At 60.6% G+C, this 16,525-nt stretch carries 17 protein-coding genes and 2 pseudogenes; 10 read left to right on the top strand and 9 right to left on the bottom strand.

The window, feature by feature from the left end:
- Window positions 1–267: 267 nt before the first annotated feature.
- Window positions 268–777 (top strand): annotated as a pseudogene (locus HX783_RS30330) (methyl-accepting chemotaxis protein); the annotation flags it as partial.
- 146 nt (window positions 778–923) lie between these two features.
- Here HX783_RS30330 and HX783_RS16860 read toward each other — a convergent pair.
- Genes HX783_RS16860 through HX783_RS16845 form a run of 4 tightly spaced genes read right to left on the bottom strand, consistent with a single transcriptional unit; the run spans window position 924 to window position 3,524 of the window.
- Window positions 924–2,243 (bottom strand): sensor histidine kinase, encoded by a 1,320-nt coding sequence (locus HX783_RS16860; protein WP_159955255.1) that lies wholly within the window; start codon window positions 2,241–2,243, stop codon window positions 924–926.
- Window positions 2,240–2,908, bottom strand: a complete 669-nt coding sequence (locus HX783_RS16855) for a response regulator transcription factor (protein WP_177017631.1) — start codon at window positions 2,906–2,908, stop codon at window positions 2,240–2,242. The genes HX783_RS16860 and HX783_RS16855 overlap by 4 nt, the downstream gene beginning before the upstream one ends.
- On the bottom strand, window positions 2,908–3,222 hold the full coding sequence (locus HX783_RS16850) for a PepSY domain-containing protein (RefSeq protein ID WP_177017630.1): 315 nt from the start codon (window positions 3,220–3,222) through the stop codon (window positions 2,908–2,910). The genes HX783_RS16855 and HX783_RS16850 overlap by 1 nt, the downstream gene beginning before the upstream one ends.
- Entirely contained in the window at window positions 3,222–3,524 is a 303-nt protein-coding gene (locus HX783_RS16845) for a PepSY domain-containing protein (protein WP_159955252.1), read from the bottom strand. The genes HX783_RS16850 and HX783_RS16845 overlap by 1 nt, the downstream gene beginning before the upstream one ends.
- A gap of 145 nt (window positions 3,525–3,669) precedes the next feature.
- Between HX783_RS16845 and HX783_RS16840 the strand changes: the two genes are divergently transcribed.
- From HX783_RS16840 to codA, 8 genes and pseudogenes are all read left to right on the top strand, one after another.
- Complete coding sequence (locus HX783_RS16840) at window positions 3,670–4,749, top strand: patatin-like phospholipase family protein (RefSeq protein WP_177017629.1); 1,080 nt, start codon at window positions 3,670–3,672, stop codon at window positions 4,747–4,749.
- 76 nt (window positions 4,750–4,825) lie between these two features.
- Window positions 4,826–5,182 carry a 6-carboxytetrahydropterin synthase QueD gene (queD, locus tag HX783_RS16835; RefSeq protein ID WP_003237990.1) on the top strand — a complete coding sequence of 119 codons (357 nt, stop codon included), beginning with the start codon at window positions 4,826–4,828 and terminating at the stop codon, window positions 5,180–5,182.
- Window positions 5,183–5,309: 127 nt separating this feature from the next.
- A complete protein-coding gene (locus HX783_RS16830; protein WP_177017628.1) occupies window positions 5,310–5,684 on the top strand; it encodes a hypothetical protein in 375 nt (124 codons plus the stop codon).
- Complete coding sequence (locus HX783_RS16825; protein ID WP_177017627.1) at window positions 5,681–5,878, top strand: helix-turn-helix transcriptional regulator; 198 nt, start codon at window positions 5,681–5,683, stop codon at window positions 5,876–5,878. The genes HX783_RS16830 and HX783_RS16825 overlap by 4 nt, the downstream gene beginning before the upstream one ends.
- 23 nt (window positions 5,879–5,901) lie before the next feature.
- On the top strand, window positions 5,902–6,342 hold the full coding sequence (locus HX783_RS16820) for a GNAT family N-acetyltransferase (protein WP_177017626.1): 441 nt from the start codon (window positions 5,902–5,904) through the stop codon (window positions 6,340–6,342).
- Window positions 6,343–6,531: 189 nt separating this feature from the next.
- Complete coding sequence (codB, locus tag HX783_RS16815) at window positions 6,532–7,800, top strand: cytosine permease (RefSeq protein WP_177017625.1); 1,269 nt, start codon at window positions 6,532–6,534, stop codon at window positions 7,798–7,800.
- Window positions 7,801–7,807: 7 nt separating this feature from the next.
- A pseudogene (locus HX783_RS16810) lies at window positions 7,808–8,023 on the top strand (helix-turn-helix domain-containing protein); the annotation flags it as partial.
- Between the two features lie 27 nt (window positions 8,024–8,050).
- Window positions 8,051–9,286 (top strand): cytosine deaminase, encoded by a 1,236-nt coding sequence (gene codA, locus HX783_RS16805; protein WP_177017624.1) that lies wholly within the window; start codon window positions 8,051–8,053, stop codon window positions 9,284–9,286.
- Window positions 9,287–9,295: 9 nt separating this feature from the next.
- On the opposite strand, the gene HX783_RS16800 is transcribed toward codA, so the two are convergent.
- Window positions 9,296–10,957, bottom strand: a complete 1,662-nt coding sequence (locus HX783_RS16800) for a lipase family protein (protein ID WP_256347197.1) — start codon at window positions 10,955–10,957, stop codon at window positions 9,296–9,298.
- 60 nt (window positions 10,958–11,017) lie between these two features.
- Here HX783_RS16800 and HX783_RS30005 point away from each other — a divergent pair, with 60 nt between their 5' ends.
- The gene (locus HX783_RS30005; RefSeq protein ID WP_256347196.1) at window positions 11,018–11,155 is read left to right on the top strand and encodes a hypothetical protein; all 138 of its coding nucleotides are present in this window, start codon (window positions 11,018–11,020) and stop codon (window positions 11,153–11,155) included.
- 311 nt (window positions 11,156–11,466) lie between these two features.
- Here HX783_RS30005 and HX783_RS16795 read toward each other — a convergent pair whose 3' ends face one another.
- The 4 genes from HX783_RS16795 to HX783_RS16780 all read right to left on the bottom strand — a co-directional run bounded on the left by HX783_RS16795 (window position 11,467) and on the right by HX783_RS16780 (window position 16,390).
- The gene (locus HX783_RS16795; RefSeq protein WP_177017754.1) at window positions 11,467–12,249 is read right to left on the bottom strand and encodes a hypothetical protein; all 783 of its coding nucleotides are present in this window, start codon (window positions 12,247–12,249) and stop codon (window positions 11,467–11,469) included.
- Window positions 12,246–13,079: a DUF4123 domain-containing protein gene (locus tag HX783_RS16790; RefSeq protein WP_177017622.1), complete on the bottom strand. Its 834-nt coding sequence runs from the start codon at window positions 13,077–13,079 to the stop codon at window positions 12,246–12,248. The genes HX783_RS16795 and HX783_RS16790 overlap by 4 nt, the downstream gene beginning before the upstream one ends.
- Window positions 13,079–15,112 carry a type VI secretion system tip protein VgrG gene (locus HX783_RS16785; RefSeq protein WP_177017621.1) on the bottom strand — a complete coding sequence of 678 codons (2,034 nt, stop codon included), beginning with the start codon at window positions 15,110–15,112 and terminating at the stop codon, window positions 13,079–13,081. Before HX783_RS16785 ends, HX783_RS16790 begins: the two co-directional genes overlap by 1 nt.
- Before the next feature lie 300 nt (window positions 15,113–15,412).
- On the bottom strand, window positions 15,413–16,390 hold the full coding sequence (locus HX783_RS16780; RefSeq protein WP_177017620.1) for a diaminopimelate epimerase: 978 nt from the start codon (window positions 16,388–16,390) through the stop codon (window positions 15,413–15,415).
- Window positions 16,391–16,525: the final 135 nt, after the last annotated feature.

Below are 16,525 nucleotides of genomic sequence, written 5' to 3'. Positions count from 1 at the left end.
GCCACTGAAACCAGCGCCGGCATGGAACAGCAATACCGCCAGGTTGACCAAGTGGCCACCGCCTCCCATGAAATGAGCGCCACCGCCCAGGACGTGGCCCGCAGCGCCGCCCAGGCAGCCCAAGCCGCGCGCGATGCCGACCAGGCCACCCGCGAAGGCTTGACCGTGATCGACCGCACCACCACCAACATCGGCCACCTGGCCGCCGACATGAGCACCGCCATGGCTCAAGTTGAAGGCTTGGCGGCTAACAGCGAGAAAATCGGTTCGGTGCTGGAAGTGATTCGTGGCATTGCCGAGCAGACCAACCTGTTGGCGCTCAACGCCGCCATCGAAGCCGCCCGCGCCGGTGAAGCCGGCCGTGGGTTTGCCGTGGTCGCCGACGAAGTGCGCAACCTGGCGCGGCGCACCCAGGAATCGGTGGAAGAAACCCGCGTGGTGATCGAACAACTGCAAAACGGCACCACCGATGTGGTCGGCTCCATGGGCAACAGCTATCGCCAGGCCCAAGGCAGTGTCGAGCAAGTCGGCCAGGCCGTCACCGCCCTGCGCCAGATTGGTGAGGCGGTCACGGTGATCAGCGACATGAACCTGCAAATCGCCAGCGCTGCCGAAGAGCAAAGCGCGGTGGCCGAGGAGATCAACAGCAACGTGGCGACCATTCGCGATGTGACCGAGTCGCTGTCGGAGCAGGCGAATGAATCGGCGCGGGTCAGCCAGGCGTTGAACAGTTTGGCGAATCAGCAGCAGGGGTTGATGGATCAGTTTCGTGTGTGAGTGACTTGCGCAGATTCTGACCCGAGAGGAGATCCAATGTGGGAGCGGGCTTGCTCGCGAATGCGGAGTTTCAGTCGCCAAATTTATTGACTGACCCACCGCATTCGCGAGCAAGCCCGCTCCCACATTTTTTATCTTGTGGTGTATCAGGCCTGGCGCTTGGGCAATTCGATCAGCACCTTCAAGCCACCCAGCTCACTCTCCTGCAGCAGCAATACCCCGCCCCACACCTCGACGATATCGCGCACAATCCCCAGCCCCAGGCCATGGCCGTCGATCTGTTCATCCAGGCGCGTACCACGGCTGAACACTTGGTCGCGCTGGCTTTGCGGAATGCCCGGGCCGTCGTCTTCAATGGCCAACAGGTAGCTGTGCGGCGCTTCACTGACGCTCAAACGGATTTCGGCATCCGCCCATTTGCAGGCGTTGTCCAGCAGGTTGCCCAACAGTTCCAGCAGGTCTTCGCGGTCCCAGGGTAATTGCAGGCCGGGCGTGACGTGGTAGCTCAAGTCCAGGTGTTCGCCGTGGATCATGTTCAGCGTGGCCAACAGCCCGGGTAGCTCTTTTTCGCAATCAAACAAGGCGCCCGGCAAGGTTTCGCCGGCAAGGCGCGCACGGTTGAGTTCGCGATTAAGGCGTTGTTGCACCTGTTCCAACTGCTCGCGCAACAGTTTGCCGAGTTCAGGATGGGCCTTGAGCTGCTCACTGGATGCCACGCTCAACAGCACGGCCAACGGGGTTTTCAACGCATGCCCCAGGTTACCCAACGCGTTGCGCGAGCGCTTGAGGCTGTCTTCGGTGTGGGCCAGCAAGTGGTTGATCTGCGCCACCAGCGGCTCCAGTTCAAGCGGCACTTGGGTGTCGAGTTGCGAGCGCTGGCCTTGTTGCAGCTGGGCGATTTGATTGCGCGCAGTTTCCAGCGGGCGCAAGGCACGGCGCACGGTAACCCGTTGCAGGATCAGCACCAGCAGCAAGGCCGCGAGGCCCATTACCAGACCGATCTGACGCATCAAACGGAAACTTTCCCGCACCGGCGTGTAGTCCTGGGCCACGCTGATGGAAATCGACTGACCAAAGCGTTTGTAGTCTGCGCGCAACACCAGCAGTTGCTGGCCTTCCGGGCCCAGTTGCAGGTTGCCCTTGAGCCCGGCCTCGGGCAGGCGCGGTAGTTCCTGGTCCCACAGCGAGCGGGAACGCCAGTGAATATCGGCAAAATCGATGCGGAAATAATGCCCGGAAAACGGCCGCTGATAGGCCGGTGACAGGCGCTGCTCGTCCAGCTGCACACCATTCGGCCCACGCACCAGCGCCACCAGCAGGTTCTCGGCGTCGTTGCGCAGCCCGGCTTCCAGGTAGCGCTGCAAACCGGCCTCGAACAGCCACAAGCTGGTTTGCGCCAGCACCAAGCCAACGATCACCATCACGCTGATCAGGCCCAGGCTCAGGCGCCGCTGAATGGACCTCATGCAGGCCCGGCGCCAAACCGGTAACCCTGGCCGCGCCGGGTCTCAATCACACTGCGGCCGAGCTTGCGGCGCAGGTGGTTGACGTGCACTTCGAGCACGTTGGAGTCACGCTCGGTCTCGCCGTCATATAGGTGCTCGGCGAGGTGGCTTTTCGACAGGATTTGTTCCGGGTGCAGCATGAAGTAGCGCAGCAGACGGAATTCGGCGGCGGTCAGCTGGATCTCTTCGCCATCACGCAGCACGCACTGGCGGCCTTCATCCAGGTGCAGCCCGGCAGCTTGCAAGGTGGGTTGGTTGGCGTGGCCGTGGGAGCGGCGCAACAACGCCTGGATGCGCAGGTGCAGTTCTTCCGGATGAAAGGGTTTGCTCAAGTAATCGTCCGCGCCGGCCTTGAGCCCTTCGATACGCTCGGCCCAGGAGTCGCGGGCGGTGAGCACCAGCACCGGGGTGACCAGGGCGGCCGCGCGCCATCGGGCCAACACCTCCAACCCCGGCAGGCCGGGCAAACCGAGGTCGAGGATGATCAGATCATAAGGTTCGCTGCGGCCTTGATACGCAGCATCGCGACCATCGGCCAGCCAGTCGACGGCGTAGCCCTGGCGCTGCAGGCCGGCCAGCAGTTCATCGGCCAGGGGAACGTTGTCTTCCACCAGAAGCAGGCGCATCAGTCGTCCTCCTCATCTTTGAGCAACACACCCGTGGTTGCATCCAGCTTGATCTCGCGCACTACGCCCTCGGTGGTCACCAACTCCACCTCATACTCATATCGGCCGTGCTTTTTCTCAAGTTCAGCTTCCAGCAGCCGCGAGCCAGGGTGGCGCGCCATAGCCTGTTGCAGCAGTTGCTCCAGCGGCAGGATCACGCCCTGCTGGCGCAGTGCCAAGGCTTCATCCTGGTTGAGGTCGCGGGCGGACAGGCTGGAACAAAAAGCCAGGAGCACCAGCGCCATCCAACCGCTGGCGCGTCGATATACCTTCATTACGTATCCTGATGATTCTTGAGTACGTGCCCGGTGAGCGCGTCCAATTCGACTTCCCACTCGATGCCATTGGCATCTTCCAGTTCTACTTGATAAATGTACTTGCCGTAGGCCTCGTCCAGGTCGGTGTCCAGCAGGCTCGAACCTGGGTGCAGCGCCAGGGCCGCGGCCTCCAGCTGATCAAAGGCGACAATTGTAACAGTGCCAGGCAATTTCAGCGGTTTGTCGGGGTCCACTGCTCGGGCCTGTGCCGCCGTGGAGGCGATGATACCGGCGGCGACCAGCGCTGTGAGGCGCTTCATGATAAGTCTCCGTTTCAGGATGTTTTTCCTACGCAGGCCACCGTACGCACTGCAACTTAACTGAAACTGAATTGCCACCATGGCATTTTTCCCCATCCTCCGCGAGTTTTCCTATACTGCTCCGCTCGCTTCAACAGAGACTGGTATGACAGCCATCCACATCAAGTTTCCCGCCTTGACGCTCAAGGCCGGTAAACGCGCCTTCGCACGCATTCGCGAACAGGGCCTCAAGCCTGCGGATGTCGGCACCCTCCCCGGCGCGGCCGGTGGCCCCAAGGCGCTGGGCATCCAGGGCCTGGACCTGGCCCTGTTCGGCGACTGGCTGCCGCGCGCGCCGCGCGAACGCGCATTGATCGGCGCCTCCATCGGTTCCTGGCGGTTTGCCAGTGCCTGCCTGCCCGACCCGGTGCAAGGCCTGCTCGACCTTGGCCGCCTGTACAACGAACAAAGCTTTGCCAAGGGCGTGACCATGGCCGAGGTCAGCCGCAGCTGCCAGCGCATGCTCGATGGCTTGCTGGCGGGCCGTGATGCGCGGGTGTTGGACAACCCCGACTATCGCTTGAACATCATGGTGGTCAAAAGCCACGGCCTGCTCGCCGATGACCACCGCGGGCGGCTCGGGCTGGGCCTGTCATCGGTGATTGCCGATAACCTGCGCGGCCGCGCACGGCTGTCGCGACACTTCGAACGGCTGATCATCCACGACCCGCGCCAGGCGCCGCCGCTGCATCCGCTGCAGGATTTCCCCTCGCGCTTTGTGAACCTGGAGCTGGGCAACCTGCGCCAGGCGCTGCTGGCGTCCGGCTCTATCCCCATGGTGATGCAAGGCGTGCGCGACCTGCCCGGCGCAGGCACTGGCACCTACCGCGACGGCGGCCTGCTGGACTACCACCTCGACCTGCCCTACCACGGCGACGACATCGTGCTGTACCCGCACTTCACCGACCGGGTCATCCCCGGCTGGTTCGACAAAGGCCTGCCGTGGCGGCGCAGTAATCAGCAGGGCTTGCAGGACGTGTTGCTGCTGGCCCCGTCCAAGGACTACCTGGCCCGCCTGCCCCACGGCAAATTGCCGGACCGCAGCGACTTCAAACGCTTCATGGGCGATGACCCAAGCCGCAACAAATACTGGCAGACCGCGATGAGCGAGAGCCAGCGGCTGGGCGATGCGTTCCTGGACCTGGCGGATAACGGCAAGTTGGGCGCGCACTTGCAAGCGCTATGACCCAGCGGTATGCGCGGCGAGGGATCAAGCTGTTAAACTCGCCGCCTGCCAGATACCTGACCGAGCTGAAAATACTGTGGAAATCTTCAAAGAGTTTACTTTCGAATCCGCCCACCGCCTGCCCCACGTACCGGAAGGCCACAAATGCGGGCGCCTGCACGGGCATTCGTTCAAGGTGGCGATCCACCTGAGCGGCGACCTGGATCCCCATACCGGCTGGATTCGCGACTTCTCGGAGATCAAGGCGATTTTCAAGCCGCTGTATGAGCGCCTCGACCACAACTACCTGAATGACATCCCCGGCCTGGAAAACCCGACCAGCGAAGTGCTGGCCAAGTGGATCTGGACTGAGCTGAAACCGCTGCTGCCGGAACTCAGTGCGATTCGTATCCACGAGACCTGCACCAGCGGCTGCATCTATCGCGGCGAGTAAGCGATGGCACATTGAAGAACCACCTGCGGGTGGTTTTTTTATGCCCGGAGGGCTTCGATGTAAAGCAGCCTTGACATGCTGATTGGTCGCACCTAATGTAAAGCACACTTTACTTATGGAGAGAGTCATGTCGCCCAAACGTTTTCTGATGGAATTCGCAGTCGTCATGGTGGTGTACATTTTGTGCGTGGTGGTTTCCAGCTCGTTCGTTCGATCCATGCCTGACGGCGCCGCCAGAATCGCCCTGGCGCTGCTGCCGGTGATTCCCATGATCGCGATGGCGGTTTCGATCATCAGGCGCCTGAACGCCATGGATGAAATGGGCCGCAAGATCCAACTGGATGCTCTGGCTGTGGCGTTTGTCTGCACCGCGCTTACGACCTTCAGCTACGGCTTTCTGGAAACCGCCGGCTTCCCACGCCTGTCGGCCTTCATGGTGTGGCCGATCATGGGCGGCGTGTGGTGCGTTGCCACGATCATCGGCACAAGGCGCTACGAGTGAATAATCAGCTGCGCCAGTTGCGCGCTGAACTGGGTTGGTCCCAGGCCGACCTAGCGCAGCGCCTGGAGGTTTCGCGCCAGACCGTCAATGCCATCGAAACTGGCCGCTATGATCCGAGCTTGCCCTTGGCGTTCAAGATCGCCAAGGTGTTCGAGCGCAGTATCGAGGCGATCTTCGAAGCGCCAGCGGACTGATTTTTTCACAGGAGCACACTGCAATGATGCGCCCCGCCACTGCCGATGATGTTGCTGCCATCGAAGCGATTGTTGATGCCGCCTACTCGCCTTACATCGCGCGGATTGGCCGCAAGCCCGGGCCGATGCTTGAGGACTATCGCCAGTTAGTCGAGGCTGGCGGAGTGCATGTACTGGATAACGCCGGGACGGTTCAGGGTTTCGTTATTCTACTGGCGGGCGATGGTGCTTTGCTGCTGGATAACCTCGCCGTAGCGCCTGATGCCCAGGGTTTGGGTTTCGGGCGATTACTGATGGAATTTGCCGAACGACACGCTATCGACGCCGGCTACGCCACGATTCAGCTGTACACCCATGAAACCATGACCGAGAACATCGCGCTCTACACACGCCGAGGCTACGTAGAAACCCATCGCGCCGTGGAACAGGGCCTGCGCCGCGTGTACATGACCAAGCGCCTTTAGCAGAAGCTGAGCCAATTTGTATCACCGCTGCACCGCTTTCGTGCCCGACTGGGCATAAAGAACACTCCTCCCGGCGATTCACCACGGTTTGGCTATAAATACTGTGCACGGTGCACAGCGTCCTTCACTACCGTGGGTTTGGCACGCGCGGTGCAACAGGCCTGCGTCACTCATTCAGGGAGCAGGGCCATGACGCAGCAAGAACCGGGCAACGATTACCCCCTCAGCGAAGTGCCGATGCATGCACGCAAAGGCCTGGCGTCCACGGCCATGGTGCTGCTGGGGTTCACGTTTTTTACCGCGACCATGTTTGCCGGGGGCAAGCTCGGCGTGGCGTTCAGCTTTACCGACATGCTCGGTGTTGTGGCCCTGGGTAACCTGCTGCTGGGCATTTACGCCGCAGGCCTGGGTTACATCGCCTTCAAGAGCGGCTTGAACTCGGTGTTGATGGGCCGTTTTTGCTTTGGCGAAGTCGGCAGCAAGCTCAGTGACCTGATCCTCGGCTTCACCCAGATCGGCTGGTACGCCTGGGGCACCGCCACCGCCGCCGTGGTGCTGGGCAAGTATTTCGAACTGAGCCAGGGCAGCGTGCTCGGGTTGATGGTGCTGTTCGGCATGGTGTTCTGCGCCACGGCGTATGTGGGGTATCGCGGGCTGGAGATTCTATCCTACATCGCAGTGCCGGCCATGGGCATTTTGCTGTTCCTGTCGATGTGGGTCGCCACTGTAGCCGTCGGCGGGCTGGATGGCCTGCTGGCCGTGGTGCCGACGGGTGAACTGGACTTGTCCACGGCGATCACCCTGGTGTTCGGCACCTTTGTCAGCGGCGCGACCCAGGCCACCAACTGGACACGGTTTTCCCGCTCAGCCAAGGTCGCGGTGTTGGCCAGCCTGATCGGGTTTTTCATCGGCAATGGCTTGATGGTGTTGATCGGCGCGTATGGCGCCATCGTCTATCAGCAGCCGGACGTGGTGGAAGTGTTGCTGCTGCAAGGTTTCGCGATGGCCGCAATGGCCATGTTGCTGCTCAATATCTGGAGCACCCAGGACAACACCATCTACAACTTCGCCGTCGCCGGCTGCAATTTGCTGCGCACTAAACGCCGCAAGACCGTGACCCTGGCGGGGGCGGTGATCGGCACCTTGCTGGCTCTGCTCGGCATGTACGACATGCTGGTGCCCTACCTGATTTTGTTGGGCACCGTGATTCCGCCGATTGGCGGGGTGATCATGGCCGACTTCTTCTACCGCTATCGCGGCCACTACCCGCGCCTGGCCGAGACTCGCCTGCCGGCATTCAATTGGCCTGGGCTGGTGGCTTATGCGGTGGGCACCGTGCTGGCGTTTCACTCGCCGTGGGTGGCGCCCCTGGTGGGGATTGTTGCCGCGTCACTGACCTACATCGTGCTGACCTCAGTGTTACGCGTACGCGCGCCACTGGCAGATGCCTCGGCATGAGTCTGGCGACCTGCACGATGGTCCGAGCCTGATGCCGCCCCTGGAAGCCTGGCTTCACGAGAATGGTAATCTAGTGGCCGCCGCCCAGCGCCTGGCCGTGCACCGTAACACCCTGACACAACGCGTCCAGCGCATCGAAGCCCTGCATGGGCTGAAGCTGGACCACTCATATGACCGCCTGGACATCGGCATCGCCCTGATGATCTGGCGGCTGTCTGCCTGACTGTTATTAGCCAAGAGGAACTTGCCCATGCATATCATCAACGCCCGCCTGCGCAACCGTGAAGGCCTGCATGATCTGCACCTGGAACACGGCCGGATCGCCAGTATCACCCCACAAACGGCAGTGCCTGCGTTAACGGCCGGCGACCTGGACGCCGCCGGCAACCTGGTCATCCCGCCGTTTGTCGAGCCGCATATTCACCTCGACGCCACCCTGACCGCCGGCGAACCGCGTTGGAACATGAGCGGCACGCTGTTCGAGGGCATCGAATGCTGGGGCGAGCGCAAGGCCACCATCACCCAGGAAGACACCAAGGCCCGCGCCAAGAAAACCATCCAGGCCCTGGCCGCCCATGGCATCCAGCATGTGCGCACCCACGTCGACGTTACCGACCCCGACCTCACCGCACTTAAAGCCATGCTTGAGGTGCGCGAAGAAAGCGCGCACCTGATCGATCTGCAAATCGTCGCGTTTCCCCAGGAAGGCATCGAGTCCTACCGCAACGGCCGCGAGTTGATGGAAGAAGCCATCCGCCTGGGTGCCGACGTGGTAGGTGGCATCCCCCACTTCGAATACACCCGCGACCAAGGCGTGAGTTCGGTGAAGTTCCTGATGGACCTGGCCGAGCGCACCGGTTGCCTGGTGGACGTGCACTGCGACGAAACCGATGACCCGCACTCGCGCTTTCTTGAAGTGCTCGCCGAAGAAGCCCGCAGCCGCGACATGGGCTCGCGCGTCACCGCCAGCCACACCACGGCCATGGGCTCCTACGATAATGCTTACTGCGCCAAACTGTTTCGCCTGCTGGGGCACTCAGGCATCAGCTTCGTCTCCTGCCCGACCGAAAGTATCCACCTGCAAGGCCGCTTCGATAGCTTCCCAAAACGCCGCGGCGTCACCCGCGTCAACGAACTGCTCGAAGCCGGCATGAACGTGTGCTTCGGCCAGGACTCGATTGTCGACCCTTGGTATCCGCTGGGTAACGGCAACATCCTGCGCGTGCTGGAAGCCGGCCTGCACATCTGCCACATGCTCGGCTACCGCAACCTGCAAAGCGCCCTGGACCTGGTTACCGACAACAGCGCCAAGGCCATGGCCCTGGGCGACCGTTATGGCCTGGAGCCAGGGCGACCGGCCAACCTGTTGATCCTGTCGGCAGACAGCGACTACGAAGTCATCCGCAGCCAAGGCCTGCCGCTGTACTCGATCCGTAACGGCAACGTGTTGATGAAGCGGCAACCGGCGCAGGTGACGTTTTTGTAAACGGCCCGGCTAAACAATCGAGTCGATATCCAGTGGTTGCGCCCTCCCACGGTCGTTGTGGGAGGGTGGCGGGATACTCGCAACTTGTGATATCTCGCGGTTTTCACGGTGGCTGAACCAACGCTTGAGGCTGTGCGGCAGTTGGGTGGAGTGGGCTTGGCTGCCGTAGACATCACGCGCCTCAAGGCGACGCCAGCGCAGGGATTCCAGACGCTGGCGACTGCTACGCAAGCGGTCGATTTCAGCGTTCAATGCCTGGTTATGTTCGTGCCCGTCGCTGCGCTGGTTGGTTGGACGCCGACGATCAAGCTCACGGTTCTTGTCACGCAATTGCTGAGTCATGGTCTCAAGCGCACGGTCGATCAACTCGAACTCCCTTGGCGTGACCAAAGGCCCCTGGCTATCGACGGTCTGTTGCCAGCGACGCAACGTGGCCCAGGCTGCCGGAATGTAGCTGGCGGTCATGAAGTGCTGGTTGGCCTGGAACAGTTGTTTCAACAGGTTGGCGCGGTCAGGCATGTCGCCGTGGAGCTGCAACGCTTGGTTGCAACCGGCCTCGATAATGGACTCACAACCGGGCTTCCATAACACAGAGGATTGGGTGCCATCCGGGAGCTTGATCGGCATGAAGTGCTGTTGTTCACCGTGATGCTGGTAAGGGTTGCCACCGACGCGCACCAGCCCGGCGGCGAATAACAAGCCTCCCGAAGCAGGCGCACTGAACAGCACCACGGCTCCGGGAACCCAGAGTTTGGCGGTGGTATTCATCCACCGAGCGGGCACGCTGGGTACCGGGTCGTTGTGATTGACGATGCGATGGTGGACCAGAGACGAGGCGCCTTCAGTGAACTCGGAGTCAGCCGCGCGAGGCGCACCGTAGGTGTAAAGGAGAACGTTGTAGTCGGCGCCGGAGGTTCGGCGCAGCCCTTCTGCCAGGAGCAAGGCGATGGCGCCACCGAGGCTGTGGCCGCAAATCACAATGCGCTGGCCGTCGTGGAATTGATCGAGGTAGTGCAAGACGAAATCGCGCATCGCTTGATACGCCTGATAGAAGCCCTCGTGGGCTTTTCCTACTCCGCCGCCAAAGGGCACCTGATGGGCATTGGCGTCTCGCAGTGCGTCGGCACCACTGGCGGTGCCTCGCACCGCAATCAGGATGACTTGGTCGTGATGAGTGATAAACGCCTGCGTGTCCGTACCGAATTGTTCATCGTCGAAAAAGTGCAGACGAGCAGGATGTTCCTGTTTCTCTCCAAGCTCCAAACGGTTCTGCGGATACAACTGCGGATCGAACGGCACAATTTCAAAACGCAGGGAGTAGGGAACGTCCTCATACAGCGGGTAAAAGCGTTGAACCTGCTCACGGTCGACCTTCCATGCTTGCTGAAACCCCGATAGTTTTTCGGCGAACACATTCCCTACGCTTGGATCCAGCGGAAAACTGACCTGGTCCACGGGTCGCGTTGGAGGCTCCTGGCCAAAGTCGCAGTAACTCAAGGTGGACATCAACGCCAGTTGATACAGGTTCAAGGCACAAAATTGATCATCACCGCAGAGCATCGGTCGCAGGGCACGCAACGGTCGTACTTCCAGCACCGTGTGCAGGTTAGGAAACAGCACCACGCCCGCTAATGTCGGTTGAGGCGGGCCAAACCCCAACTCAGCCATCATTCTTAGCGCGTGCTGTTGAGGTTGATGTGTCCGTGGCGCCAATGGCGGCAAGTGAGCAACATGTCGGACCAGATCGCGTACTTCCACCTGATAGAACCGGTCCGCTTGGTGCTGTGCAGGATTACTCTCAGTGCGTTGACCATCAGCAGCGAAAAAGCGGGTCTGTTCGGCACGGACCTGGAGTTCGGTGATGGGTAGTTTGTAAGTCTCGCGCCCCCTCAATCCCAAATACGGCGCCTCTTTCCCAGAATACAGCCGCTCCAGAACCAGAACGACGGGACCGCAGTAAAACCCTTGTAGCTTGGCGAACCCCTCGCCCGTCAGTCTTCCGCTGTACTGCTGCCCTGCGCTATCGTGGACAGTGTACGCAAGCCCACCGTATGCCTTCCCGCTGCCCGTTTCATCAACCAGACAAAAACTTGCCCAATGCCCTTTCACTGCACAAGCAGGCATCTTGCTACTGAAAAAAGGTTGCTTCCATGCGTCCTGGCTCATGACTCAACTCCTTGTTATTGGCACGTGGGATAGACATCACAGGTGCGTCCATCCGGCATCGTTATCGGTTTAAACTCAGGTGTATCGTCGTCGCAAGCGCCCTGCCGATCCTCAAAACTTGTCCCTCGGCAGCGTTTCCACCCGCCGGGTACAGCGATCCATCGTCGATCAAAAGCCGGCTCCTCCTCATCGGTAAGTGTCAGCACCAGCCTGAGTGTCTTTCCTGGTAGCAGAGCTCGTTGTGCAACCCCACCCGCCAGCACTTTTTGCCGCTGCCCCATCGCGTCCAACGCCCTGCATCTCAGCAGTTTCCTGATCGTATGCGCCCGCCCGACCGTTCGAAAAAGCCACATACATTGCCCAGGCAACTCCTGTACACCCGAGGCTGGCACCCCCGCTACATCCTCGGATTCAATAGGATCTGTAAAGTAGATCCCCCCCAGGGCCCTACTGACATCAGTGCTGCGCGCCCCCCACTTCGCATAAAAATCGAATTCCACACTGCGCAGCACCGTGGGGCAGCCCTCAATGGTTTCAGTCAACGGCAAGTCATAACTCACCCGCCCGACTACGGGTTTGTAATCAGCAATAATGATTTTTCGTTCAGGCCTTTTACCCCGTCGCTTCGGCAACTTGCAGAGTTGATCTCTGGCGGGACGGTAATTCGCCGCGCCAACAAATCGAAATTGCGCCGGCAAATCCACCTCCAACGTAAAGTGGTTAACCGGCCCTACCGCACAACCCGAAAGCCATGCCGCTCCCAGCACAGCTAATGCGCCACGCATGCACCTGCTCATACTTTTTCCCTCAACCTTCGCCACTGCTCCAGCACCCGCTCGAAATGATCGCCGGGCGTTTCCTCTGGCATCGGTTGCCAGCGAATCACGCTGGTTTGCGTCGCCTCTTCCAACCTGCGTACCACCAGGAATTCAAGTTGCTGCAGCCCGCGCCACTGCCAGGCGCGGGCTTGTTCCAACACCTGGGTCAGCCAGATCCTGGGGTCTTGAAATTCGACTAGCGCGGCGAGATCTTCGCTGTGTTCGGTCAGCAGGTAGCGCAGGATGTTGGCGTGCAGGATGGCTTGCGCTTGGGGGTTGGGCGTGTTCAGCCAAGGCGCAGGCACAGGCGCCGGGTACTCTCCCGGCGCGGGGTTTTCGCCCTCGCACCAGCGGTCTTCATACCAGTAGTACACAGAGAGCAGCGGGCCGAGAAAAACCGGCCAATCATCGATCGATAAGTGGGCCAGCGCGCGAGCCAGGGTGCGGTTATCGTGAATGCGATACACCGCTTGGCTGCCTGCCGGCCCTACCAACAGACGTTCGCGCCAGTGTCGAGCCAGGCCTTGCAGATCATCGCCCGGCAGACTGCACAGCCAGCCCCAGTTCGTCTGCGGGTGTTGCAGCAACTCGACCAGCGCGGGCTCCCCTAACTGGTCCAGTAGCAGGATCATCGGACCGGTAGAAGCCAGCTCGGCCACAGCAGTCTCAGCGTAGAGACAGCAATACTGCGGCACATGACGGACCGTCAACAACGGCTCCCGGGCGGCGTGTTTTCCGTCAAGGATCAAGCACAATCGACGCCCTGCCTGATGCTGTCGGGCCATCCAACGGCCGGGCATACTCTCCATCAAGCAGCCCTCCCTGGGATATTGCACAGGCCTTCGCGGCATTGCTCACACACCGGGCAATAGTCAGCGCCCAGCTGCCGGGCCTGCGCCATGAGAGCGCCCTGCGCCGCCGACATCTTCGGGGCAGTCGCAGCAGAAAAAGGCGCCGTCGAGCGGCTTACGGGCGGTAAGCCTCCCACCGTAATTGGCCGACTGCTGAAGATGCCACCCGCCTGGATCAGCACATGTTCTCCGCCTGCCTGGAGGCTGATTTGTGCACCCGCATTGATCACCAGGCTGGCACCGGCCTCCAGGTACAGCTTTTGCCCGGCTTCGATGACGAGGGTCTGACGAACATAGGTATCGCTGTTGCCATGCACATCCAAGCGATCGTTGGCTTTCAGCACAACATTGCGATCACCCGTGGTGTGACGGTGTTCTTCGCTTTCCAGGTGTACCGTGCTTGGGCCCCGAATGACTTCATGGCGCTCTCCGACCACCTCCAAACGACTGTCGCGGCCCACGTGCTGTTGCAGGTCGCGTTGGGCACGCAGGTAGATGAGCTCCTCGCCGTGGCGATCTTCAAGGTGCAACTCGTTAGCCCCGCCGCCGCCCCTGGTACTGCGGCTGCGCAACACGCTGCGCGTCTTGTATTGCGGCAAGGGATAAGCCGGCATGTGCGATGCATTGGGCAGGCAGCCATTGATCAAGGGCCGGTCGGGGTCGCCTTCAAGGAAGGTCACCAGTACTTCCATGCCCACCCGAGGAATCAGCATCGCGCCAAAACCATCGCCCGCCCAGCCGGAAGCCACGCGCACCCAGCAACTGCTTTTGTCATCGTTTTTATCCAGGCGGTCCCAGTGAAAACGTACTTTCACCCGACCGTAGGCATCGCAATGCACCTCTTCGCCTGCAGGGCCCGTCACCGTGGCGGTCTGGCTGCCATGAATGGTCGGCTTTGGGTGTTTGAGCGGCGGCCGATGCGCCGCACGCCATGGCGTAACGGTGAATCGGTTGCGATAGCCCTGGAATGCAGCAGGCTCAAACCCCGCTTCCTCCAGCACTTGTGGTTGATAACCCTCATGGCGTACCGACTTGATCAACCAGAGGTCGTTGCAGGCTGGATCCGGGTGATCACGCAATTCCAGAAAGTGGCCGCCGCTCAATGCCGGTTGATCACTCTTACCCAGTGCTCGAAGGCAATCGCCTTGAAGACGTTCCAAACCTCGGCGTGCCAGTTGCTTGCCACGTGCGTGACCGGTGAAGCCGGCGGGGTAGCGGTAATCTTCAAGGCTGTGTACGGAGGCTGCACCGGCCTGTTCCTGCAGACGCAGCGAAGGGTGTTCGAAGTCATGATCGCGGCGCACGGTTTGCCGACTGCGGATTCGCAGGCGCACATCGAAGCGCCGGATCGCCCGCGTATCAGCCGCCAAGTCGCCCACCGCGCGGTAATGCTGCGCAGGCAAACGCCGAAACACAGTCTGGTCATCACCAAACACCAACAGATGATTATCCCGGCTGTGGCGAAAGTGGTAGTGAATACCCTCCTCTGCACACAGCCTTTGGATAAAGTGCAAGTCGCTTTCTGCGTACTGCACACAGAACGCGCGTGGCGGATAGACCACAGGACCAAGTTCGAAGGTGTAGGCATCGGCAAGGATACCGTGATGTGCAAGTACGGCAGCGATGATCTGCGGCACGCTGCGCTGCTGGAAAATCCGTTGGTCACGCCGATGGGCAAGACACGCCAGGCGGGGCGCCAGCGTGAGGTGGTAGCGGGTGAACCGCCCCCCGGGATCATCCCGGCCAATGGCGTAGACCTGGCCATGCAGGCCCGCATCCGCCTCGCCAAAATCCAGATAGACCGGCTGGTGCAGCAGCGCGTCGAGATCCAGGGCGGGGTTTTCACTGACTAACTGCAGGTGAATAAAGTAGGGCTGATCAAGACGCTCGCTGCCGTTGAAAGCCAGCACCTGAAAGTCACGGTTTAATTCTGCAAAAGTTGGTTCGGAAAATATCAATTTAAATCGCGGCAAAACAAAATCGCCAACCATCCTTAGTTACCCGTCTTCACGTTTTGACTGAAAGACTTTCCCCCGTCGAATGTTGATTTAACTGCCGGAAAAAAGCGCCTGAATGCATTGAATCTTAGCGATTTCAGGCGAGATTCGGGCCTTCAAAAATAAAAAAGAAGATTCGTACGGCGTGGTCGGAAGTGTCTTTTACAAAACAAGACAAGGCATTATTTTTACAACTACCAACAACAAGAAAACTCCTACGTTAATATGACACGCATAAGTATCTTGAAGAGAAACGGCTGACACTCATCCAGGAGTTCAGCCGCACTTGCACATTCAGGCTTGCGGTCGTGCAGTCCCGAATAAACTGACGCTCAGCAATATTTCAGCCTGAACATTCAACCGTACCGGCGCCGTGCCACCCGGCATGACCACGGCCACGTCCCCAGCCTCGACCCAGCCTGCCCGCCACGCCGCACAGGCCACGGCGCTGGCGCTGGTCCCGGAGGACGCGGTAGGGCCCTCGCCCCGCTCAAACACCCGCGCGAGTACCTGATTGCCTGAAGAGCGAGCGGCCCATTGCAGATTGATCCCGGCAACGCAGGGTTGGCCGCGCCCGGCAGGTGGCGCAAAGGCAATTGCCTGCAACGCTTCAAACAGGGCGCGCTCGTGCATCGCCTGATTGTCAGGTAACGCCCAAGCGTGCTCGACGAGCGTCACACAGTGGGGATTGCCGACACGGACAAACTGGCTGTGTGCCCATTGCGGGTTGATCACAGCCAGGGGCGGTACATGACTGAAGCCAAGATTGCGCCCTTCCACACCCTCAGCGCCAACCGCTGAAGGCCCGAACGCCGGCAGCCCCAAGGCCAGCCAGAACCCCGCAACCTGTTCATAGATCGCAGGTTCCACAAACGTTGCAACGGGTGACGCGGTATCGGCTTTGTCGTGATGCACGCGCAATTCACAGCCCTGCGTCATCAAGCCCTGATCAGTCAGCGCCTGAGCAAAAATCGTCAAACCGTTGCCGCTGCGCTCCGCGAGTGAGCCATCGGTATTGACGATGAGCAGGTCAAACGGCGGCGCACAGTCGAACGGCCCGACCAACAAACCATCGCAGCGGTGCGCCTTCGCATCCGCCGGACGCGGCAGCGTGCCCCATCCACACTCAGACGCAATCGCCAACGATGCCCAGGCCTGGGCAGTGCGCGCGGCCTGAGCGGCGCTGTGCGGCACTTCAATGCCCGTGCGCCTTAACAAGGCCGGGTTGATCACGCCATAGATATTGCCGCGGGCATCGTAGAACTGGGTCATGGGGTCATCCACATCCGTTGTCGCTGAACATCAAAAAGAAAAATACTCTGCGATTGTGTGGGATAGCGTCGATTGAAACCACCCGTTGGTCATGGCGAAAAACCAGGCGCGCCCTACACTCCTATTTCCCCTGGA

The organism is Pseudomonas sp. D2002 (genome assembly GCF_013385735.1).
In the GTDB taxonomy this organism is placed as follows: Bacteria; Pseudomonadota; Gammaproteobacteria; order Pseudomonadales; family Pseudomonadaceae; genus Aquipseudomonas.
The sequence above is the reverse complement of the archived record's forward strand: the minus strand, read 5'-3'. Positions and strand labels throughout refer to the sequence as shown.